Consider the following 21,117-nt stretch of genomic DNA (forward strand, 5'->3'; position numbering starts at 1 on the left):
CATATATAACTAGGTGAACTAGCGTGTCACCTGACTTCTGCACGCAATCAAGGATCCTGCATTATGGCCCAAGCCTATATTATCGACACCGTCCGCACGCCGCGCGGGATTGGCAAGCGGGGCAAAGGCGCGCTGGCAAACGAGCATCCCCAGCATCTGGCCGCCACGGTTCTCAAAGCTCTGAAGGACCGCAATACTCTCGACACCAGCACTGTCGATGATGTGATCTGGTCCACCTCCACCCAGGACGGCAAGCAGGCGGGCGATCTGGGCCGCATGGCGGCGCTCGATGCGGGCTATGATATACGCTCGAGCGGGACGACTCTCGACCGCTTCTGCGGCGGCGGGATTACCTCGGTTAATTTCGCAGCGGCGCAAGTGATGTCGGGCATGGAAGATTGCGTCATTGCGGGCGGCACCGAAATGATGAGCCTGACTGCTGAAATGATGAAGGAGAAAATGGCGGCGGGGATCAAGCCGGCCATGATGGGCAGCTATAATGAGCGGCTGCAAGCGGTCCATCCGCAATCGCATCAGGGTATCTGCGGCGATGCGATCGCCAGTATCGAGGGCTATAGCCGTGAAGATCTGGATGCGGTTGGTTTCCGCAGCCAGCAGCGCGCCGATGCCGCGATCAAGGCGGGCAAGTTCGATAAAAGCGTGGTCCCAGTGGTCGATGATGAGGGCAACGTCATCCTCGCCAAGGACGAATATCCGCGGCCTGAAACTACGCTCGAAGGCCTTGCCCAGCTGGAGCCCGCCTTCGGAAAAATCGCCAATGTTCCGCTTGATGCCAATGGCACGACATTTGCCGGCCTGGTGAAACAGAAATATCCTGATCTGGAGATCACGCATTTCCACCATGCGGGAAACAGTTCAGGCGTGGTCGATGGCGCCGCGGGCGTGCTGGTAGCGTCCGAGGGCTATGCCAAAGAAAACGGCCTGAAACCGCGCGCGCGCATCGTCGCGACCGCCAATATGGGCGATGATCCAACGCTGATGCTGAACGCGCCCGTACCTGCCGCCAGGAAAGTGCTGGCCAAGGCGGGCCTGACCAAAGACGATATCGACCTGTGGGAAATCAACGAAGCCTTCGCCGTTGTGGCGCATAAATTCGTCACTGATCTCGGCCTCAGCTGGGACAATGTGAACGTCAATGGCGGCTCGATTGCGCTCGGCCACCCGATTGGCGCGACCGGCTCCATCCTGATCGGTACGGTGCTGGACGAGCTGGAAGAAACCGGTGGCCGATACGGCCTCGTCACCATGTGTGCAGCGGGCGGCATGGCCCCGGCGATCATAATCGAACGGGTCGACGATTTCGTGTGATCACGCGCAAATATGAGAGACTGCAACGGCGATCTGGCACAGGCCCGATCGCCGTTTTCGTTATGCGCTTGCTGTGATGCCGTTCACATGCGCCCACATCGCCGATATCACGACAGAGCCTTCGCCCACTCCCGATGCGACGCGCTTTACTGAACCCGCGCGGACATCGCCAACCGCGAATATCCCGTCTGCCGATGTTTTGAACGGGGAAGCTTCTGCGATCATCTCGCCGGTTTTGACAAAGCCTTTTTCGTCCAGCTCCACCAGCCCGCTCAGCCACTGTGTATTGGGCGCGGCGCCGACCATAATAAACAGTCCACCGCACTCCATATCCTCGGTACCATTCGCCGTTTGCAAGCGGATACGCTCCAGCCAGCGATCGCCGCTGAGCGCGCTGACCTGCGTGCTGTAATGGATAGTGATTTTCGGATCGGCTTCCAACCGGTCGCGCAGATAGGACGACATGGAATCCGCCAGACTGCCGCCGCGGATCAGGATATGCACATGGCTCGCCGCGCGGGAGAGATACATCGCCGCCTGCCCTGCCGAGTTCCCGCCTCCGATAATCGCGACCGGCTTCTGGCTGCAGAAACGCGATTCCATTTCGGTCGCTGCGTAAAATACGCCGGCGCCCTCAAACTCCTCCCGGCCTTCCAGAGCAAGCTTGCGGTATTGCACACCGGTTGCCACCAACACCGCTTTGGCACAGACAATATCGCCGCCATCCAGCGTCGCGCAGAAACTGCCATCCGCTCGCTTCTCCAAGGCCTCTACGCGGCGCGGCATGGCGAAGCGCGTACCGAATTTCATCGCCTGTATCTGGCCGCGATAGACCAGATCTGCGCCCGATATTCCGGTCGGGAACCCCATATAGTTTTCGATCCGGCTCGACGTGCCGGCCTGTCCGCCAATGGCGATATCTTCCACCACCAGCGCGCTCAGCCCTTCGGCCCCGGCATATACGGCTGCGGCAACCCCGGCAGGGCCGCCGCCAACAATCAGCACGTCATATTCAAGGCCCTGTTCGACATTCAGATCAAGGCCGAGCAGCCGCGCGACCTTGCGCGGGCACGGGTCGTCCACCACATGATCCTTGGCATAGATCACCGACGGTTTATGCGCCGAAAGATCACACAGGCGCTCTGTTTCCTGATCCGCGCTATCCATATCGTATGACTGGAAAGGGATGCGGTTGCGCGACAGGAAGCTGGCAACGCGCTGAACCTTCGCATCGCGGTCTGCCCCGATCAATTTGATCGTGCTGCGGCTTTGTTCAAACTGCGCGCGGCGGCGGGCGGAGAACACGGTGATGACATGGTCCGACAGTTCGGGGATGTCGCTCATCAGTTTGAGCATATCGGCCCGCCTGGCTTCCAGCGTCCGGGTGGGCTTGGCCGCGCGCATTGGCAGGGTCGTAACGGACCCCTCGTTCAAAAAGGCGATTTCGCCCATGAACTGGGTTGGACCAAGAGTGGATTCAATCCACCGTTCCCCCGAATAGGGGTTCACGACCTCAATCTCCCCTTCGAGTACATAGACAAACCGGTCCATCGGGTCACCGACCTCTGCCACCATATCGCCAGCGGAATACTCGGCTGGGCTGGATATCTGGCGCAGCGCCGCAACATGCGCATCAGCCAGCGGTTGCCGGCGCATTATGTCAAGATCTGCGCCAATCGTTTCCATGCTACATCCCCTTCCAGCCAGTTTCGGCATCGGCCATTCCTGCATCCTCATGTAATGCCGGGCACGCGCCGGGCAAGGCTTAGGATCAGGATCAACCCATGCAGCAGAGCGCGGTTTGAAACATTGGTCAAATCCCTTAGCGGCGTCAGAATCAACGCGGTCCAGAGCACAGCTGCCCCTGGTAAGGCAACCAGCCTTTCCCGGCGGGCCGTTGCGCGTGATATCACCATCATTTTCACGCCGCGCCGCGCGGGATATGAAGGTTTTGACCCGAGATACACGCCGCAGCGGATCGCGTCTGTGCCAAAGGGAGGATTGGGCGGCGAAACGCACGGGGGCCGTTCACCAAACCAGAAAAGGGCCCCGTAACGGGACCCTTTTCATGGAGGACACGGTGGGATTCGAACCCACGAAACGGGGTTACCGTTTACACACTTTCCAGGCGTGCGCCTTCGACCACTCGGCCACGTGTCCCCATCACCATCAGGCGTGAACCTCCCGGCGAAAGAGGCCCTCTAGCCGCGCCGCCGAGTTTTGGAAAGGGGCTTTGCCCACACATATAGGCAGAGCCAGCGCACAAGGCGGCGGAACCAATACGATTTACCGCGCATTATGGTTGCGGTGAGGCTTAAAGAAAGGTATTCCGCATGAAAATTAGCGAGCGCAAAGAATTTGCGACAAAAACCCCGCCTTTAGTCTGCGATCCAGGCGATCTTGTCGTCGATGCAGTGAAGCGCATGTCGGAGAAAAACTTTGGCTCGATCATCGCGGTCGATGCTGCACATAAACCGATCGGCATGATGACCGAACGGGATATTTTCCGCCGCCTGATTGCCGAAGGACGCGATCCGGCCAAAACCAGTGTTGGCGATATTATGACGACGCAGCTGCGTTTGGCAAATGCCGATGATGACATGCTGGACTGGCTGCGGCTTATGTCCAATGAACGGTTCCGCCGGCTGCCTGTGGTTGACGAGCAAGGCAAGCTGATTGCGGTTATGTCGCAAGGTGATTTTGTATCTTACACCTGGCCGCAGCTATTGTCCCAATTGACCCAGATGACGCGCGCCACGGCGCTGAGCGGCGGCGGGCTTACTTATATTGCGGTGGGTATTCTGGCATATACCATCATTCTGGTCGCGGTTCTGGCTCTGTTTGGCTGACACTGCGGCTGCCGCGCCATCTGCCGGGCGCGGCCTATCCCAAACGGTTTCTGACTTGTGTTTTCAGCCCCGGGGCCGCAGCATGGATGGATGAGAAAACCAAGCCTGATACTCGCCGCGCTCTGCCTGGTTACCGCCCCTGCACGGGCACAGGATGCCGCGCCCGAAAGCGCGCCTTCCCCCAATGCAATCATCGATATGGCGCCGGAAAAGGCGTGGGTGCGCATTCCGGCGAGCGATGTGCTGGTGATGACGCTGGAACCCGGCCCAAAGGGTGATGCGCGCACAGTCATCATCCAGCTCATGCCCGTGCCGTTCAGCCAGGGCTGGGTAGAGAACATCCGCACATTTGCCCGCGCCAAATGGTATGACGGGATCACCGTCAACCGCGTGCAGGATAATTACGTCGTCCAATGGGGTGATCCCAATTACGATAATCCCGAGGCCGAGGGCGAGGCGAGGGCGTTGCCGGATGGACTACGTAATGTGTCTGAGAGACATTACTCGGTCGTTCTATCAAGGGTACCGATTCCGGAAAATGCTCCTTCACCTATTCAGACTTGCGCAGCCGAAGATACAGCCTGTCTCTCAAAAATTATTGATGACGCGCAGGCTTTTCGGGATCAAATGCGGGCCAGACAGCTCCGCTTTCCAAATGATCCATATTCCCATCAGACACGCTTCGCTGATGGCTGGCCAGTCGCGACTGATCTCGCTTCTTTCCAGGCTTGGCCTGTCCATTGCTACGGCATGGTCGGTGTGGGACGCGGCTATTCACCCGACACCGGTTCTGGCGCGGAACTCTACACTGTCATTGGCCATGCACCGCGCCATCTGGACCGGAATATCGCGCTCGTTGGCCGGATCGTGGAAGGGATGGAGCATCTTTCCAGCCTGCCGCGCGGATCGGGCGCGTTGGGGTTCTATACCGAGGATGAATTTGGCAAACGCACACCGATCGTGTCGGTTCGCATTGCGAGTGATTTGCCCGATGCCGACCAGCCCGCATTTGAATATCTTTCGACCGAAAGCGACACATTCGCCCGCTATGCCGATGCCCGTGCAAACCGCCGCGATCCATTCTTTATCCTGCCAGCTGGCGGGGCGGATATCTGCAATATTCCGGTGCCGGTACGGCGCACCGCTGATGCAGCAGAATGAACGAAGAAACTGTCACGCGCACCGCCACGCTGTGGCACTGGCGAGCCAGTCACGGGGGTAAGCTGGTTCTTTCTGACAATCGATGGTGCAGCGGGCGAGGCTTTGTCCGGAACCGCGCGGATGCGAAAGCTTGAAAATCCCGGCAAGCGAGGCTGGGGCGGTATTAAGGTTACTGCGAAGATTGGTGACAACGAATGGCAAACTTCGTTTTTCCGCAGAATGACAAGGATGGCTGGCTGCTTCCGGTGAAGAAACCAATCCGCAAGGCTGCTGGCCTGGAAGACGGCGGCGAAGCGGCAGTAACGCTGCGTTTCTAAAGGCGCTGCATCAATTCAATACGATTGCCGAATGGATCGCTGATATCACCGCGAATATAATTCTCGAGTGGCTTACCGGCGGTGAACGCCACCCCTTTTTCCGCAAGCCGTAATTTAAGCGCTTCCAGATCATCAACCAGAAGAGCGGGATGGGCTTTTTTCGCCGGGCTGAACGTTTCTTCCACTCCCAGATGGATATGTGCCGTTCCGCCTACAAACCAGCATCCGCCGCGCCTTGCCAGATTGGCCGGTTTCGGGACTTCTGCCAAACCCAGAACGCCGGTGAAAAACGCTCTTGCATCCTCCTCGCCTCCGGGCGGCATGGCAAGCTGAACATGATCAATCCCGGTAATCACGCTCTACACCCGCTCCGCTTGCGCGACCGCATCGCTTGCACGCAGCGCGCTCAATATGCGGGTGAAATGGGCCAGATCCTGCACTTCCAGATCAACCTCGTACACGCCGAAAGGCTGTTCAATCTGCGACAATTCCAGCGCCCGGATATTGGCCATGTTTTGCCCGAAAATTCCCGCCATTTCGGCCAGCGCGCCAGGCCGGTCATACAGCGTCGCGCGCAATTTCCCGACGGCGCCTTTGGACGCTTTGCCCCAGCTTAGATCGAGCCAATCGGCATCGACACCGGTGGCCAGTTTCAGGCAGTCGATCGCGTGAACCTCTACCCCGGTACCGGGGTTGCGCAGGCCAACAATCCGGTCGCCTGGTACAGGGTGGCAGCATTGCGCCAACTGAAAGCCCGCCCCCGGCGTCAAACCGCGTATGGAAATGGCTTTTTCCTGCCGGTTCCAATCTTCGCGCCCTTCCATATCAGCGGTGCAGCCGGGAACCAGCGCCTCCATCACATCGCGGTCCTCAATCTTGGCTGCACCGATGGCGTGCATCAGATCATCGGCATCATGCATTTCGAGCCGCCTGACCGCATCCCCGGTCGCTTTCCTGCCGATCTTTGCTGGCACACGGCTGGCAATATCCTCAAACAGCTTGCGCCCGATTTCGACCACTTCCTCGCGGTCTTTCAGACGAACGGCGCGGCGGATCGCAGCACGCGCTTTACCGGTAACGACGAAGCCGAGCCAGCTTAGCTGCGGCACGGCTTTCTTGCTTTTAATGATCTCCACCACATCACCATTATGCAGCGCGGTGCGCAGCGGCATATGGCGGCCATTGATCTTCGCCCCAACCGTCTGCGCGCCCAGATCGGTGTGAACGGCAAAAGCGAAATCAACCGGGGTGGAGCCAACCGGCAATTGGTGCAGCGCGCCTTTGGGTGTGAAAGCGAAAATGCGGTCCTGATAGATCGCCATGCGCGTATGTTCGAGCAATTCCTCCGCATCATGGCTGGCATCGACAATCTCGATCAGATCGCGCAGCCACCCCACCTGCCCATCGGGCCGGTCGCCCTGTTTATAGGCCCAATGCGCGGCCAGCCCGAATTCGTTGGTCTGGTGCATTGCGCGGTCGCGAATCTGTACCTCTACCCGCATCGAATTTTCATAGATCAGCGAGGTATGCAGGCTGCGATACCCATTGTTCTTGGGGGTAGAGATATAGTCCTTGAACTTGCCCGGAATGAACTGCCAAACAGTATGCAGCACACCCATCGCGCGGTAACATTCGGCCACGTTTTCTGTGATAACACGGAAAGCCATGATATCTGTGACCTGTTCAAAGGACACATGCCGCTCCGCCATTTTCTTCCAGATGGAAAATGGATGCTTCTCGCGCCCGCCAACCTCGACTTGCAAACCCGCCTCTGCCAGCGCCTGTTTGATCGCCAGCGCAATCGCATCCACCTGCCCGCCATCCTGCATCCGAATCTGCTCGAGCCGCCCGGTAATGGTTTTATAGGCCTCCGGCTCCAGCTGCTCAAACGCGAGCTGCTGCATCTCTCGCATATATTCATACATGCCGACGCGCTCTGCCAGCGGGGCATAGATATCCATTGTCTCGCGCGCGATGCGGCGGCGTTTATCGGGTGATTTGATGAAATGCAGCGTGCGCATATTGTGCATCCGGTCCGCCAGTTTGACCAGCAGCACGCGGATATCCTCGGACATGGCGAGCAGGAATTTGCGCAAATTCTCCGCCGCGCGCTCATCTTCGGGCATCGCCTCAATTTTGCTGAGCTTGGTCACCCCATCGACCAGCCGCGCGACTTCGCTGCCAAAATGCTTTTCGATATCCTCTATCGTCGCCAGAGTATCCTCGACCGTATCATGCAGCAGCGCGGTGATAATCGTTGCCTGATCCAGTTGCAGATCAGTCATCAGTCCGGCGACCTCTACCGGATGGCTGAAATAGGGGTCACCGCTGGCCCGTTTCTGAGTGCCATGTTTCTGCACCGTATAGACATAGGCACGGTTCAGCAGCGCCTCGTCAGCGTCCGGGTCATACGCAAGGACCCGCTCCACAAGTTCATATTGGCGTAGCATCGCCATCAATAGTGAAGCGATTGCGCGCCATTGCAACGCCTTTTTGCGCTGACTGCATATTTCAGCGTCGTGCGGCTTTTACACCTTCGTGCACGCTAACCCTCAACACCGACAATCCCGTCCACTGTTCCCCGTGTAACCGAGTGATAGCCGGGACGCGCTTTGGCATAGATGCGCTGCGCAATCGGCTGGCCCCAAGGCCCCTGCTCCATCAGCGTTTCAAACAAAGGCGCGACGAATTTGCGGCGGCCCACATTCATCAGGAATTCTTCTGCCACTGGCACCGCGCGTTCGTTTCGGTTTTCCAGCGCCAGATCAAGCCACAGGAACAGCTCCTCATTATTGGCGGAGGCGGACAGACCCAGCGCCGCATCCAGCGCGGCCAGCTCTGCCTCCATCAGTTGGCGCGGAAGATTACCCAGAAAACGCTGGCGTTCGGCAGAGGTCCAATCCGCCCATGCCGCCTCATCCAGTTCGCGCCGGTCGGTGAAGGCTTTGGCGGCAGCATCCACGTGCGCGAAAGCAGCCGGATCGGGCTTGGCCACATTCACTGGCAGGCCGGGTTCGTAAATCCACTCGCGCGGCATCAGCGTCTTGGCTTCGGCCTCGTCCTTGACCAGATTGGCCTCCATATCGGCCAGCAGCATTGCCGATGTCGCTGGCTGGAATGCGTGATTGTCAAACCACTGCTGCAACCACGCATCAAACCGATCACGCCCGACAATGCTTTCCACCGTGCGCAGGAAATAGGCGCCCTTGTCATAGATGATCGCGCTGCCGATGGAATCGAGATTCACCGCCTGATGCAGCGATGTGCCCGGTGCGTCCATGCCCACTTCGGCCAAGGTTTCCTCGATATTCGCATACGCCAGCGCCGCCTCCTGATCAGCGCGTTTCTTGCCGTATATTTCCTCGACAATGCGGTTTTCAAAATAAGACGTTACCCCTTCATTCAGCCAGCTATCGGTCCAATTGGCATTGGTCACCAGATTGCCTGACCAGCTATGCGCCAGCTCATGCGCGACCAGCCCGGTCAGGCTGCGGTCGCCAGCAATGAAGGTCGGAGTCAGGAAAGTCATCACGGGATTTTCCATCCCGCCATAGGGGAAAGCGGGCGGCAGCACGATCATATCATAGCGGCCCCAGCGATAGGGGCCGTAGAGTTTTTCGGCTGCGTCGATCATCGCTTCTGTATCGGTCAGTTCTGCCGCGGCTGCCTCTATCATGGACGGTTCGCTCCACACGCCCGAACGCGGGCCGAGCTCCTGAAATACTATATCACCGGCGGCAATCGCGATCAGATAGGGCGGGACCGATTTGTCCATTGCAAATGTGAAAGCATGCATGCCCTCTCCTGCTGCCTCTGGCTCTCCACCGGACAGGCCCGACATTACCGGAGTTAAATCATCGGGCAGGACAATCCGCGCCTCCCACGTCTGGCGGATGCCGGGGCTGTCCTGGGTCGGGATCCATGTGCGGTTCAAAGTCGCTTGGCCCTGGCTGAGCAGATAGGGGTGCGTCTTGCCCGCTGTCTGATCGGGCGTCAGCCATTGCAGCGCGGCGGCATCTTTGGCGGAATAGGCGATGGTCACTGTGCGCGCATCGCCCATCGTGATCGTCAGCGGCGCGCCTTTGCCTTCTTCCACTGCGCCCGTTTGATAGGCGAGCGCGGTGCCATCTCCGTCGGTTACCGCCTCCACCACATACCCGTCCTGATCGAGGATAATCGTATCCGCACCCTCGGCGGCATCGATATCAAGCGTCGCGCTTCCGGCCACGCTTTGCGCGTCAAAATCGAGCTCCAAGTCGAGCGCGACATGCGTCACCCGTGCCACTTCGGGCTGGGCGAATGTTTGCGTATCCACCGCATCTTCGCTGGTCAGGATCGGGGCCGCGCCGGACCCCGCATCCTCCGGCGGCAGCTCGCACGCACTTAGGAATAGCAGGGCAAAAAGAGCGAGAAAACGCATGGAGAAGCTCCGGTAGAAAAAGAAATTCAGTGTGGCTTAGCCGCTCGCCGATCAATCGGCGATGAACAAGTGCCCGCCCATCACCCGCAATGGCGGCGGCGCCAGTAATGCATCGCAGCGCCCCCACGCTTGCGCGCCGCCATCCGGCGCAAAGCTGCTTACACCGCGGGGGCAGGTGATAGGTGCGACCGCTTTCTACCCAGCTCAACTCAACTCCACACTGCCTCTGGCGGCAGGCTCATCAAAATGGCATCGATATTGCCGCCGGTTTTCAGGCCAAACAGCGTGCCCCGGTCATAGACCAGATTAAATTCGGCATAGCGACCGCGCCATTCCAATTGTTGCAGCTTGTCGGCATCGGTAAAATCGCTATCCATTCGGCGGCGGACCAGGGCGGGGTAAATGCCCAGAAAGGTCTTGCCGACATCCTGCGTCAGGGCGAAATTACGCTCGAACGCAGCCGTATCATCACATTCCATATGATCGTAGAATATCCCGCCAACACCGCGGTGGCACTTGCGGTGCGGGATGTAGAAATACTCATCCGCCCATTTTTTGAACCTGTCATAATAGACCGGATTATGCGCTGCGCAGGCCGCACGGAAGGCGGCGTGGAAATCCGCCGTGTCGTCCTCATAGGGGATCGGCGGATTGAGGTCCGCGCCGCCGCCGAACCATGCCTTGCCGGTGGTCAGGAAACGCGTGTTCATATGGACTGCGGGGACATGCGGGTTGGCCATATGCGCGACCAGAGAAATGCCGGTAGCAGTGAAGCCGGGATTTTCCGCGCTCGCGCCGTTAACGCTACCGGCGAACTCCTTGGAAAAACTGCCCCGCACGGTCGAGACATTGACGCCGACTTTCTCGAACACTTTGCCTTTCATCAGGCCCTGCACGCCGCCGCCGGGATCGTCATTGCCCTCTTCCTCGCGGCTCCATTCGGTGAACGTGAACGATGCATCGCTGCCCGCCTCGCGCTCGATCGCCTCGAATTCATCGGTGATCCGCGTGCGCAGCTCCTCGAACCAGTCTTTTGCGCGGGCGGTATGCTGGATATTCAGCGCAGCGGCATCAATCATGTGATCTGTCATGCTTGCGGCTTGCCATTATCCATTCGCTGCGGCAAGTGAGATCAATGGTTCCCCTTTCGTTCGCCAATCATGAATTCGCTTTGACCACTTCGGGCGCGCTCTATTGGCCGGGCGAGGCGGCTCTGCTGGTGGCCGATCTGCATCTGGAAAAAGCGAGCTTTTATGCCGGGCACGGGCAGATGCTGCCCCCTTATGACAGCCGCGAAACGCTGGAGCGTGTGGCGCTGGCGATCCGGGAAACCGGTGCGCGGCGGGTGTTTACACTGGGTGATAATTTCCACGATAGCGAAGGCTCTGTCCGGCTGGAGCCGCATGCCGCAGGTATGCTGTCCGCTCTCACCCGAGCGGTCGATTGGGTATGGATCACCGGCAACCATGATCCCCATATGGAAGCGCGCACTGGCGGCACCATCGCAGAAGAGATTGCGGTCGCCGGAATGGTGCTGCGCCATGAAGCCAAGCAGGGCGAGACACGGCCCGAATTTTCCGGCCATTTCCATCCGCGCCTCCACATCAGCGTGCGCAAACGGCGCATCCGCAAACCCTGCGCCGTGGTCAGTACGCCGGATAATGATAGCGGCTATGGCGGCAGAATGATCCTGCCGGCCTTCGGTGCGCTCACTGGCGGGATGGACGCCGCTGACCCGGCGATTATCAACGCATTGCAGCCCGCCAGCCGAATTGATGCGATGTTGCCGGCTGCGGGAAAGCTGGTGCAGTTTCCGTTGTGGAAGAGCGGGTAGGAGTTTTTGTGTGCGCACGCCCATCCGGGCGCGCGATGTCCTCGCTCATGCGATCATAGATCGCGTCGCTGCGGGCGGGCCGGTTGGCCCTATGGCTGCCGCGATCAAGAGCAGTTTAGAAATCCAACACTTGGAATGATCCGGTCGGCGACCAGCCGACCGCAAGGCCGACTGGCCGCCCGAGCTTATGCGAGGAAGCAAGCTATGCGGATGCATAGCGCCCGCAGGGTCCAAACAAGAAACTCCGCAAACAAACACGCCCGGCACTAAAACCGATAATCACCCCTAGCACTCAAACCGAATCCCCACTAAGTACACCGTAGCAACACAATTATTCAGGAGAATACCCCATAGCCCGTCCACCCCGGCGCATGAACACGCCGCCCACAAAGAGCGGCCCGCGCTACGATGAATACATCCAGTCCGATAAGGTCCGCGTCATTGACGAGACCGGAGAGAATATCGGCGTCATGTACACCAATGAAGCAATTGAACAGGCGGCTGGCGTTGGCCTGAATCTGGTTGAGGTTTCGCCCAACGCAGACCCGCCCGTATGTAAGTTCCTTGATGTTGGCAAATATCGCTTTGAAGCCCAGAAAAAAGCCAATCTGGCGCGCAAAAGCCAGAAAACACAGGACATCAAAGAAGTCAAAATGCGCCCCAATATCGACACGCATGATTATGACGTGAAGATGCGCAATGTCTTCAAATTCATCGATAATGGTGACAAGGTGAAACTGACCCTGCGCTTCCGCGGACGCGAAATGGCGCATCAGGAACTGGGCATGAACCTGCTCAAACGGGTGCAGGATGACACCGCCGAAGTCGCCAAAGTCGAAGCATTTCCGCGACTCGAAGGCCGCCAGATGCTGATGGTGCTGTCGCCCAAGTAAAACAGGCCGACTATCGACTGACTTTAAAGAAGGGCGCGGTAAATACTGCGCCCTTTATGTTTGGGTCATTTGCCTATCGCGCCAGGGCTCGCCAAGTCTCGCCAACCAACCCCGCGCTATACAGCGGACTGACAATATCTTACGTCTGGGCTGCAGCGATTGGGGGCAGCACGCTATGACAGCACAGCGCATCGGATTTATCCTTGGCCTTACCGCCTTTGCGCTCACGCTGGTCCTCACCCCGCCCGCAGGAATGCCGCCGCAGGCATGGATCGTTGCGGGCCTGGTGGTGTGGATGGCGGCATGGTGGATGACCGAGGCGATCCCGCTGACTGCCACCGCATTGCTGCCGTTCATCGTTCTGCCCTTCGCCGGGGTCATGACGGCACGCGAAACCGCCAGCGCCTATTATGCGCCGATCCTGTTCCTGATACTGGGCGGCGCGTTTATCGCGCTGGCGATCGAGCGGACTGGATTGCACCGGCGGCTGTCGCTGGCGATTTTGAAAGCTGTGGGATCGGGCAGCGGTACGCGCCACGGCAGCGCCAAATTGCTGCTGGCGTTCATGATCAGCGCGGCGGTGCTGTCGATGCTGATTTCCAACACCTCCACTTCGCTCATCATGATGCCGATGGCGTTGGCCGTGCTGGCTGGCGGCGGGGTGCTGGCGGATGATAGAGACGGCCTGGCGGGGGCGCTGCCGATGGGAATAGCCTTTGCCGCGACAATCGGCGGGCTGGGTACGATTGTCGGATCGCCCACCAATGGCATTGCGGTCGCGCTGCTCAGTTCCATGATCGGGGTCCAGATCAGCTTTGCCGAATGGGCGCTGTACGGCGTGCCGATCGTGATGACCGGCATACCGGTTGCGGCGTTTATCATCGCCAAGGTGCAGCGCGTATCCGCGCATCCGTTTGATGCAGCCGCAGCGCGCGCGTCGATCGGGTCGCAGCGTGCATGGACCGCGCCTGAAAAGCGGCTGGTCCCGCTGGTCGCCATTACTTTCGCTTTGTGGATGGCCACGCCGCTGCTCAAACCCTATTTGCCCGACGGATCGCTAACCGATGGGACGATTGCTGTGGCGGCGGGGCTGCTGCTGTTCATGCTGCCCGATGGAACGGGGCGAAAATTGCTGAACTGGGCAGAGGCGGACCGCGCGCCGTGGGGCGTTATCATGATGTTTGGCGGCGGACTGGCTCTGGCAGCGGGCATGAGCGCGTCGGGTCTGGCCCAATGGCTGGGCGATGCCTTGCTTCCGCTTGCCGCCGTGCCGCTGATCATCACCGCGCTGGCACTGGCCGCGATGGTGATCGTGATTACCGAATTTGCCAGCAATGTCGCGACCGCCAGCGCGATCATACCGGTGGTCGCCAGCCTGACAGTTGCAATGGGGGTTGATCCGGTGCTGCTCGCCATGCCGGCTGCTCTGGCGTCCAGCTGGGGCTTTATGCTGCCCGCCGGAACCGGCCCCAATGCGATTGCCTGGTCCACCGGCCACATCGCCTTGCAGCGCATGGTCAGCGCGGGGCTGGTGCTCGATTGTATCGGCGTATTTATGATCGTGGGTATTGTGTGGGGAATGGCGGCGCTGATCGGTTGAGGCCAAGCGCCGCCGCGCTGTTACCACATTTTCGGAATTTTACTCTTCTGGTCATGCAGGTCGCCGCCGCTGATCCGGTCCCAGAAACGCCCGCCAACAATCTGTTCCATATCATAGGTGTTGACCAGATAATCCTGTAGGTCGCCGTCCTGTTTTTCGTTTTTCATTTCAAACGTCCACAGATCAAACTGGCCGCGTTTGTTTTCTGTCAGCACGCTTTTAACAAAGGCATGGGGTATCGGAACATCGATCCCGAAATATTTTGAATCCTTGCCGATCGTCTCCACCACCTGGCCGAAATAGAATATCGGGCAGGTCAGGACATAGGTTTCGAGCACGCTGTCGCTGGCATCCAGCGCGCGGATAGCCTCTTCCAACATCCGCCATTTCTGGCGGTTCAGATCCTTGTGCTGGGGGGACATGTTCGACAGCAGAAATGTCTCGCTATTCTGGATATTCTGCAGATCCTGATTGGCGCTCGCGACCAAATGTCCGCGATCATATCCGCTGCCCTTATAGGCACGCAGACCGGCGCGGAACCGGCGCGGAATACGCGTATCCGCACGAAAATTATTGAGCCGCTCGACATCGGGTAAATCCGCCACGAGCTCGCGGTTGCGGTTGACGATCTCCAGGGCCCATTTCGCCTGCCGGAAATACCAAGAATATCCGATGGAGGAATAGCGCCCAGTTAAAATCTCGTCGCATTTGGGCGCGCCATAGCGCAGTTCCGACTGCATTTGAAACGGGTCGTTCATATCTCTCTCCTGATCTGCACGCGCAACCTATCACGCCGCGGCGCCTGGATGAAGTGACCTGCGTCACACGCGCCCGGCCAGCACAGACGCAAGATTTTCGATGGTGATTTCATCTGTAACCAGTTGAAGGGGCCGCATGATGCCGCTACGTCACCGTCTGTCGTATAAGCCGCCATATGCCCGGACAGATGCGTTCCTGCGGAGGTTAGGAGCGGGCGGCCCGTAGCCATGCCAGCCCCTGCCTTCCTGGGGGCGTTTCAATAGGAAGCACCTCTATGCCCGATTCAACCGATGCCGTGACCACACCCACCCCGCGCCGCAACCCCAAACCCAAAGTCACCACAATTGCGGGCCGCGAGTTGAAACCATCGACATTGATGATGGGCCACGGGTTTGATCCGGCTTTGTCCGAGGGATCGCTGAAAGCGCCGATTTTCCTGACATCGACATTTGCGTTTGAAAACTCGGCTGCGGGTAAACGCCATTTTGAAGGGATCACCGGCAAACGCCCGGGCGGCGCGGAAGGCCTCGTCTATTCGCGGTTTAATGGCCCCAATCAGGAAATTCTTGAGGACCGTCTGGCGATCTGGGACGGCGCAGAGGATGCGCTGTCATTCTCCAGCGGGATGACCGCGATCACCGTGATGATGCTGGCCTATTGCAATCACGGTGATGTGATTGTCCATTCCGGCCCGCTCTATGCCGCAACCGAAGGCTTCGTTGCCAAAGTGCTGAGCAAATTCGGGATCACCTATATCGATTTTGCCGCCGGCGCCACGCGCGCAGAACTGGATGGGGTGCTGGCTAAGGCCAAAGAACAGGCGAATGCGCAGGGCGGCAAGGTCGCGATGGTCTATCTCGAAAGCCCGGCCAACCCAACCAATGCGCTGGTTGATGTGCAGGCCGTGCGCGATGCGCGCGATGCGGTTCTCGATGCCGATGGTACGCCCATCGCGATTGACAACACATTCCTTGGCCCGCTCTGGTCGCGGCCGCTGGATCACGGCGCCGATGTCGTGGTCTATTCTCTGACCAAATATGTGGGCGGGCATTCGGATCTGGTGGCGGGCAGTATCGCTGGCGCCAAACGTTGGATAAATCCGGTGCGCGCGCTCCGCAACACGATGGGCGGCATTGCTGATCCCAATACCGCATGGATGCTGCTCCGTTCGCTCGAAACGGTGGAACTGCGGATGCAACGGGCGGGCGAAAATGCTGCGAAAGTCTGCGCGTTTCTGAAAGACCATCCCAAAGTCGATGGGCTGGGCTATCTCGGTTTTATCGACGACCCCCGCCAGCAGGATATTTATAACCGGCATTGCAGCGGTGCGGGCAGCACCTTTTCGCTGTTCGTAAAGGGCGGAGAAGCAGAAGCGTTCCGTTTCCTCGATGCGATGAAAATTGCCAAATTGGCGGTCAGCCTTGGCGGGACAGAAACGCTCGCCAGTTGCCCCGCCGCGATGACGCATCTGTCCGTGCCTGATGACCGCAAGGCGCAATTGGGCATCACCCCCAATCTGGTGCGGATATCGATCGGTATTGAAGACCCCGATGATCTGATTGCCGATTTCGATCAGGCGTTGGCAGCAGTATAGGACAGGGGTGATAGCGCGAACAGGCTATTTCTCGATCCGTCCAGTAACCGAGTGGGAATGAACGATGGCGCCATCAAAACCGGTCTGTCTGATCCTTGGCGCAGGCGCAGGGATTGGCGGACATGTCGCCAAACGCTTCGCCGCCGGGGGATACCGCATTGTCCTCGCCCGCCGTTCTGATGAAGAGGGTCTGCACCGGCTGGTCGATCAGATCAATGATGCGGGCGGAGAGGCCAGCGGCAGGCTGATCGATGCGGCTCTGCCGGACACCATCGAGGATCTGGTCACAGATGTTGAGCAGGCCGCCGGCCCGATCGACTGCGCGCTGTTTAATCTGGGTGCACAGATTGGCAATCGGGCATTGGCGGATACCAGTTACAAGGCGTTTGAAATGGGCTGGCGGCTGGCGACATTTGCGCCCTTCCGGCTGGCATCCGCGCTCTTGCCGCATATGGCCGAACGCGGGCGCGGCACCTTGCTGGTCACCTCGGCCACAGCGGCCATGCGCGGCAATGCGGGCCAGCACAGCCACGCAGCGGCAATGGGCGGACGGCGGATGCTATGCCAGACGCTGAATGCCGAATTCGCGCCCAGGGGCATTCACGTGGCGCATGTGGTAATCGATGGCCCGGTCGATGCGCCTGACACGCTGGGCAAAATGCTGGGTGAGCATTTTGACGCTTACAAACAGTCCAGAGGCGATGACGGCATGATTGACCCGGCGGCGGTCGCGGATACTTATTGGCATCTGGCGCATCAACCGCGCAATTGCTGGACGCATGAACTCGATATTCGCCCGCACGGCGATACGCCGTGGTGGAATGATAATTAGGCGGGCCCGCCAGTAGCAGACCGGCGCGGGTGTTATACTGGGCCGCTGTCGCGAATGCGCGGGATTGCTACCCCTTCCACACACGGCGGTCTTCGGCTTGTTTCAGCACTTCATAGGCGACCGAGATTTTTTCGAATTCCCTGGCCGCTTCTTTATCGCCCGGATTTACATCAGGGTGAAGCCCCTTGGCCTTGATCCGGAAGGATTTTTTGATTGCGTCGAAATCGGCGTCGGCTTCCAGCTCCAGAATTTCCAGCGCGAGCATTTCGTCCTTGCTGCGCGATCCATCTCCTGATCCGCCAGCCCAGCCATAATGCGATGCCTCGGCATAGGCATTGGCATCGCGCTGTTCGGTGCGCTGACGCTCGGCAGCGGCTTCTTTGTCCAGCCCTTCAAAATAATCCCAGCCGCGATTATATTCCGCCGCGTGCTTCTGGCAGAAATACCACCGGTCGGGGCTGTTGGGGGATTTGGGCGCAGGGCACAGCCCTGCCTCGCTGCAGCCGTGACGGTCGCACTCTTTCTGCGCCACTGCGTCACGGCTCTTGCCATAGCTGCCCCAGGCCGGGAAGCCAAAATTTGTGGCGCGCCCGCGCCCGCTCATCGGAAATGCCGCCTGCCATTGCGGCGGTATGAAGACTGTTTGTATTGCATGGCAGCGTGTTTACCCGCGATTACAGCCTTTTGAAAGGGGCGAGCGCGGATAGGCCGGGAACCAGCTGCATCGGGAAATGTTGCACTGCAATACACTGTTTATATATCCGCGTTACAGCGCGGTGACATACGACGTGAAAGCCGCCAATGACGAAACAACTCTCCCTCTCTGCAACGATTTCTGCGCTGACAATGACGCTGTTCGCGCTGTCAGTCGCGGTGACTAAGCTGCATGACGAACGGGGTCATGACGCCGCAAATGCAGCGCATCTGAGCGTTTCGGCCAAAAGCCATTAGGCCGCGCATGGGTGAAGCGCCGAAGCACAGCCGCTCCACCCACACTATATCAGCGGATAACCACACTCACGGCGCGGCGGTTTTGTGCCCATGCCTGCTCGTTTGAGCCGGTCGCGACCGGACGTTCCTTGCCATAGCTGACTGTCCGCATCCGGTCTGCCGGCACGCCCAGACTGACGAGATAATTCTTGGCTGCATTGGCGCGCCGCTCGCCCAGAGCAAGGTTGTATTCGCGCGTGCCGCGTTCATCTGCGTGCCCTTCCACGGTGATATTCACGCCGGGGTTGCGCATTAGATACTGCGCCTGGCTTTGCAAAGCGGCCACATCATCGCTGTCAATGTTGAACCGGTCGGTATCAAAAAAGATGACATTCTGACCCTGGACACCATTGACGAAATGTTCCTGCGAACCGACCACAGGGCCAGCAGGAACCGTATTGGCGGGGCCGGTGCTTTGCGTGGTGGGAGCCGGGTCTGGCGGCAATATGTCAGGCGCGGTGGTTTTACATGCGGCCAGCGAAGCAGTGCCCGCCAGCAATAGAATTGTCGTAAAACGTATAGTCACAATGCGTCTCCTTACGCTAAATTCAAACTATCAAACATCACCTGAACAGGCCGATCACGCTTCCTGAAATGGCTCACGGCAAAATGGGCCCCCATGCGGGATCCGATGCGTCCACCGGTGTCGGTAATTTACGTTCATTGCTGCCGGTCAGATCAACCTGCCACAGGCCGGTCCGGCCCGATCCGCGTTCTGTCCGGAAAAATTGCACGATCCGTCCGTTGGGCGCCCATGTCGGTGCCTCGTCCTGCCAGCTATCGGTCAGATAGCGCAGACTGCCGCCGCCCGGGCTGACCACCGCAATCCGGAAATTGCCGCCAATATGGGTGAAGGCTATCTGGTCGCCGCGCGGGCTCCATTCGGGTGTCGCGGCCCGTCCGCCAAAGAAGCTGATCCGTTTCTGATCCGAGCCATCGGCGTTCATCACATAGAGCTGCTGGCTGCCGGAACGGTCGCTTTCAAACACGATTTTGCTGCCATCGGGGGAATATGATCCGCCAATATCAATGCCCGGCGTATTGGTCAGGCGCACGCTTGGACCACCATCGACAGAGACGCGGTATATATCGGTATTGCCCGATACAGCCATCGAGTAGAGAATCCACCGGCCATCGGGTGACCAGCGCGGGGCGAATGTCGGATTGGTGCTTTGGGTCACCAGCGTCTGGCGGCCAGTGCCGATATCGTAAATATAGATGCGCGGATTGCCGTCAACATAGCTTAGATACATCAGCTTGCGGTAATCAGGGGAATAACGCGGTGTCAGCGCGGTCGAGCGGCCCGTGGTGATGAAACGGTGATTGGCCCCGTCACTGTCCATGATGGCCAGACGTTTGGTCCGATTATCCTTCGGGCCGGTTTCAGCAATATAGGCAATCCGGCTATCGAAAAACGGTTGTTCGCCGGTCAGGCGCGAATAGACCAGATCGGCACATTTATGCGCCGCGCGCCGCCAGTCACCGGGCGGAACGACCCATCCGGCGCGCGCCAGTTCATCGCGCAGGGTCACATCATAGAGATAACATCCGACTGTCAAACGGCCATCAGCGCGCGCCCGGACATAACCGTGAACCAGCATTTCCGCGCTGCGGTTGGACCAGATCGGCCAGTCAGGCGCAGTGATCTGCGGATATGTCGGATTGGGCAAAGCATCGGGGCCGATCGGCGCGAACAGGCCATTATTGCGCAAGTCGTTAAATACCACATCGGCCAGTTGCCTGCCCAGACCGGCGGTGCCGCTGTTGCTTGCCGCAGTGGCAACATCGCTGTCGGTGGCAAAATTGGCGATCGCTATGCCCAGATCCTGCCAGTCACTCTCGTCCGTCACGCTGCCCGAAAGGCCAAAATCTTCGTCGACGGTCTCGACCGCCTCCGACACCGGGACCGGTGCACCCAGATCCTGCGCGGCGAGAGGCGCGGCAAGCAGGAGCGCGGGGCCCATAGTCAAAAAGAGAGTTGCAAAGCGCATTATCTAAAGCCTTCTGTCGAACTGCCAGTCACGGACCAGTTTCCATCTATCATAAAATTCCTCCGGCAGATCGAACGGTGCGGCGAGTTGCACCGCACGTATGGCGATTTCCGCATGGCGCTGTGCCTGGGCGCGGTTAGCATCGGTAATACCCGACTGGCTCAGCACGCGGGGCGGGCCTTTCAGCGACCCGTCGGGATTCATTTCCCAGCTTAATACCGTGACCAATTGTTCTGCCTCAAGCCCCTGCGGTGCGCGGCCTGACCAGTGCGGGCGCAGCTGACGGCGGATCGCAGACCCCAGCGCAGCCCGCTCGCTCGGCCCGAAATTACTGGCCGGCGCGCGGGTTTCCGCGGTAGTGGTGCTTTCACCAGAGCCGGGCAAGAAATCCGCGCCCACGCGGTTACCGCCCGACCGCCGAGCGGCAGCTGGCGGTGCAGGCGGCGATGTGCGGGGCGGCGTGCGGGAGGCCGTACGGGACGACGTGCGGCTGGCGGCGGTATCAGGGCGGCGGGGCGGCTGCTGGCGGGCTGCGGGCGCAGCAGAGG

At 59.3% G+C, this 21,117-nt stretch carries 20 protein-coding genes, 1 tRNA gene and 1 pseudogene; 11 read left to right on the forward strand and 11 right to left on the reverse strand.

The window, feature by feature from the left end; genetic code table 11:
• Positions 1–63 precede the first annotated feature (63 nt).
• A complete protein-coding gene (locus WA922_RS02590) occupies positions 64–1,329 on the forward strand; it encodes an acetyl-CoA C-acetyltransferase (protein WP_424770113.1) in 1,266 nt (421 codons plus the stop codon).
• A gap of 60 nt (positions 1,330–1,389) precedes the next feature.
• Here WA922_RS02590 and WA922_RS02595 read toward each other — a convergent pair whose 3' ends face one another.
• Entirely contained in the window at positions 1,390–3,015 is a 1,626-nt protein-coding gene (locus WA922_RS02595; protein ID WP_424770114.1) for an FAD-dependent oxidoreductase, read from the reverse strand.
• Between the two features lie 383 nt (positions 3,016–3,398).
• A tRNA-Ser gene (locus WA922_RS02600) sits at positions 3,399–3,489 on the reverse strand.
• Positions 3,490–3,662: 173 nt separating this feature from the next.
• Here WA922_RS02600 and WA922_RS02605 point away from each other — a divergent pair.
• The 4 genes and pseudogenes from WA922_RS02605 to WA922_RS02620 all read left to right on the forward strand — a co-directional run bounded on the left by WA922_RS02605 (position 3,663) and on the right by WA922_RS02620 (position 5,656).
• Complete coding sequence (locus tag WA922_RS02605) at positions 3,663–4,178, forward strand: cyclic nucleotide-binding/CBS domain-containing protein (RefSeq protein ID WP_424770115.1); 516 nt, start codon at positions 3,663–3,665, stop codon at positions 4,176–4,178.
• 90 nt (positions 4,179–4,268) lie between these two features.
• On the forward strand, positions 4,269–5,339 hold the full coding sequence (locus WA922_RS02610) for a peptidylprolyl isomerase (protein ID WP_424770116.1): 1,071 nt from the start codon (positions 4,269–4,271) through the stop codon (positions 5,337–5,339).
• A complete protein-coding gene (locus WA922_RS02615) occupies positions 5,336–5,473 on the forward strand; it encodes a hypothetical protein (protein ID WP_424770137.1) in 138 nt (45 codons plus the stop codon). Before WA922_RS02610 ends, WA922_RS02615 begins: the two co-directional genes overlap by 4 nt.
• A pseudogene (locus WA922_RS02620) lies at positions 5,442–5,656 on the forward strand (DUF1905 domain-containing protein). The gene WA922_RS02615 and the pseudogene WA922_RS02620 overlap by 32 nt, the downstream one beginning before the upstream one ends.
• On the opposite strand, the gene WA922_RS02625 reads toward WA922_RS02620, so the two are convergent.
• From WA922_RS02625 to hemF, 4 genes are all read right to left on the reverse strand, one after another.
• Positions 5,653–6,012, reverse strand: a complete 360-nt coding sequence (locus tag WA922_RS02625; RefSeq protein WP_424770117.1) for a VOC family protein — start codon at positions 6,010–6,012, stop codon at positions 5,653–5,655. The pseudogene WA922_RS02620 and the gene WA922_RS02625 overlap by 4 nt on opposite strands.
• Before the next feature lie 3 nt (positions 6,013–6,015).
• The gene (locus WA922_RS02630) at positions 6,016–8,106 is read right to left on the reverse strand and encodes a RelA/SpoT family protein (RefSeq protein ID WP_424770134.1); all 2,091 of its coding nucleotides are present in this window, start codon (positions 8,104–8,106) and stop codon (positions 6,016–6,018) included.
• A 95-nt stretch (positions 8,107–8,201) separates the two neighbouring features.
• Positions 8,202–10,076 (reverse strand): M1 family metallopeptidase, encoded by a 1,875-nt coding sequence (locus WA922_RS02635; RefSeq protein ID WP_424770118.1) that lies wholly within the window; start codon positions 10,074–10,076, stop codon positions 8,202–8,204.
• Positions 10,077–10,285: 209 nt separating this feature from the next.
• Complete coding sequence (gene hemF, locus WA922_RS02640; protein ID WP_424770119.1) at positions 10,286–11,167, reverse strand: oxygen-dependent coproporphyrinogen oxidase; 882 nt, start codon at positions 11,165–11,167, stop codon at positions 10,286–10,288.
• 44 nt (positions 11,168–11,211) lie between these two features.
• Here hemF and pdeM point away from each other — a divergent pair, with 44 nt between their 5' ends.
• The 3 genes from pdeM to WA922_RS02655 all read left to right on the forward strand — a co-directional run bounded on the left by pdeM (position 11,212) and on the right by WA922_RS02655 (position 14,403).
• Positions 11,212–11,910: a ligase-associated DNA damage response endonuclease PdeM gene (gene pdeM, locus WA922_RS02645; protein WP_424770135.1), complete on the forward strand. Its 699-nt coding sequence runs from the start codon at positions 11,212–11,214 to the stop codon at positions 11,908–11,910.
• Between the two features lie 371 nt (positions 11,911–12,281).
• Positions 12,282–12,803 carry a translation initiation factor IF-3 gene (gene infC / locus WA922_RS02650; RefSeq protein ID WP_424770120.1) on the forward strand — a complete coding sequence of 174 codons (522 nt, stop codon included), beginning with the start codon at positions 12,282–12,284 and terminating at the stop codon, positions 12,801–12,803.
• A 175-nt stretch (positions 12,804–12,978) separates the two neighbouring features.
• Positions 12,979–14,403 carry an SLC13 family permease gene (locus WA922_RS02655; protein ID WP_424770121.1) on the forward strand — a complete coding sequence of 475 codons (1,425 nt, stop codon included), beginning with the start codon at positions 12,979–12,981 and terminating at the stop codon, positions 14,401–14,403.
• A gap of 20 nt (positions 14,404–14,423) precedes the next feature.
• Here the strand turns inward: WA922_RS02655 and WA922_RS02660 are convergent, their stop codons facing one another.
• Positions 14,424–15,161: a DNA/RNA non-specific endonuclease gene (locus tag WA922_RS02660; protein WP_424770122.1), complete on the reverse strand. Its 738-nt coding sequence runs from the start codon at positions 15,159–15,161 to the stop codon at positions 14,424–14,426.
• Positions 15,162–15,436: 275 nt separating this feature from the next.
• Between WA922_RS02660 and WA922_RS02665 the strand changes: the two genes are divergently transcribed.
• Both WA922_RS02665 and WA922_RS02670 read left to right on the forward strand, forming a co-directional pair.
• Positions 15,437–16,756, forward strand: coding sequence for a cystathionine gamma-synthase family protein (locus WA922_RS02665; RefSeq protein WP_424770123.1), 1,320 nt, complete (start codon positions 15,437–15,439; stop codon positions 16,754–16,756).
• Between the two features lie 64 nt (positions 16,757–16,820).
• A complete protein-coding gene (locus tag WA922_RS02670; RefSeq protein WP_424770124.1) occupies positions 16,821–17,588 on the forward strand; it encodes an SDR family NAD(P)-dependent oxidoreductase in 768 nt (255 codons plus the stop codon).
• Positions 17,589–17,655: 67 nt separating this feature from the next.
• Here the strand turns inward: WA922_RS02670 and WA922_RS02675 are convergent, their stop codons facing one another.
• The gene (locus WA922_RS02675; protein ID WP_424770125.1) at positions 17,656–18,192 is read right to left on the reverse strand and encodes a J domain-containing protein; all 537 of its coding nucleotides are present in this window, start codon (positions 18,190–18,192) and stop codon (positions 17,656–17,658) included.
• Positions 18,193–18,389: 197 nt separating this feature from the next.
• On the opposite strand from WA922_RS02675, the gene WA922_RS02680 reads away from it, so the two are divergent.
• Positions 18,390–18,539, forward strand: coding sequence for a hypothetical protein (locus tag WA922_RS02680; RefSeq protein WP_424770126.1), 150 nt, complete (start codon positions 18,390–18,392; stop codon positions 18,537–18,539).
• 49 nt (positions 18,540–18,588) lie between these two features.
• Here WA922_RS02680 and pal read toward each other — a convergent pair whose 3' ends face one another.
• The 3 genes from pal to WA922_RS02695 all read right to left on the reverse strand — a co-directional run.
• A complete protein-coding gene (gene pal, locus WA922_RS02685; protein WP_424770127.1) occupies positions 18,589–19,104 on the reverse strand; it encodes a peptidoglycan-associated lipoprotein Pal in 516 nt (171 codons plus the stop codon).
• Positions 19,105–19,177: 73 nt separating this feature from the next.
• Complete coding sequence (gene tolB / locus WA922_RS02690; RefSeq protein WP_424770128.1) at positions 19,178–20,569, reverse strand: Tol-Pal system beta propeller repeat protein TolB; 1,392 nt, start codon at positions 20,567–20,569, stop codon at positions 19,178–19,180.
• A 3-nt stretch (positions 20,570–20,572) separates the two neighbouring features.
• On the reverse strand, positions 20,573–21,117 hold a 545-nt coding region (locus WA922_RS02695; protein ID WP_424770129.1), incomplete at its 5' end, for an energy transducer TonB.

This window comes from Pontixanthobacter sp., from assembly GCF_049682855.1.
Taxonomy (GTDB): domain Bacteria; phylum Pseudomonadota; class Alphaproteobacteria; order Sphingomonadales; family Sphingomonadaceae; genus Pontixanthobacter.

Excerpts from the sequence above, each read along its gene's own strand:
- tolB (WP_424770128.1), bottom strand. The coding sequence starts at position 20,569 with ATGCGCTTTGCAACTCTCTTTTTGACTATGGGCCCCGCGCTCCTGCTT.
- WA922_RS02610 (WP_424770116.1), top strand. The coding sequence starts at position 4,269 with ATGAGAAAACCAAGCCTGATACTCGCCGCGCTCTGCCTGGTTACCGCC.
- WA922_RS02665 (WP_424770123.1), top strand. The coding sequence starts at position 15,437 with ATGCCCGATTCAACCGATGCCGTGACCACACCCACCCCGCGCCGCAAC.
- WA922_RS02670 (WP_424770124.1), top strand. The coding sequence starts at position 16,821 with ATGGCGCCATCAAAACCGGTCTGTCTGATCCTTGGCGCAGGCGCAGGG.
- WA922_RS02595 (WP_424770114.1), bottom strand. The coding sequence starts at position 3,015 with ATGGAAACGATTGGCGCAGATCTTGACATAATGCGCCGGCAACCGCTG.
- WA922_RS02615 (WP_424770137.1), top strand. The coding sequence starts at position 5,336 with ATGAACGAAGAAACTGTCACGCGCACCGCCACGCTGTGGCACTGGCGA.
- WA922_RS02675 (WP_424770125.1), bottom strand. The coding sequence starts at position 18,192 with ATGAGCGGGCGCGGGCGCGCCACAAATTTTGGCTTCCCGGCCTGGGGC.
- WA922_RS02660 (WP_424770122.1), bottom strand. The coding sequence starts at position 15,161 with ATGAACGACCCGTTTCAAATGCAGTCGGAACTGCGCTATGGCGCGCCC.
- WA922_RS02605 (WP_424770115.1), top strand. The coding sequence starts at position 3,663 with ATGAAAATTAGCGAGCGCAAAGAATTTGCGACAAAAACCCCGCCTTTA.
- WA922_RS02655 (WP_424770121.1), top strand. The coding sequence starts at position 12,979 with ATGACAGCACAGCGCATCGGATTTATCCTTGGCCTTACCGCCTTTGCG.
- infC (WP_424770120.1), top strand. The coding sequence starts at position 12,282 with ATGAACACGCCGCCCACAAAGAGCGGCCCGCGCTACGATGAATACATC.
- pdeM (WP_424770135.1), top strand. The coding sequence starts at position 11,212 with ATGGTTCCCCTTTCGTTCGCCAATCATGAATTCGCTTTGACCACTTCG.
- WA922_RS02635 (WP_424770118.1), bottom strand. The coding sequence starts at position 10,076 with ATGCGTTTTCTCGCTCTTTTTGCCCTGCTATTCCTAAGTGCGTGCGAG.
- WA922_RS02590 (WP_424770113.1), top strand. The coding sequence starts at position 64 with ATGGCCCAAGCCTATATTATCGACACCGTCCGCACGCCGCGCGGGATT.
- hemF (WP_424770119.1), bottom strand. The coding sequence starts at position 11,167 with ATGACAGATCACATGATTGATGCCGCTGCGCTGAATATCCAGCATACC.
- WA922_RS02630 (WP_424770134.1), bottom strand. The coding sequence starts at position 8,106 with ATGCTACGCCAATATGAACTTGTGGAGCGGGTCCTTGCGTATGACCCG.
- WA922_RS02680 (WP_424770126.1), top strand. The coding sequence starts at position 18,390 with ATGACGAAACAACTCTCCCTCTCTGCAACGATTTCTGCGCTGACAATG.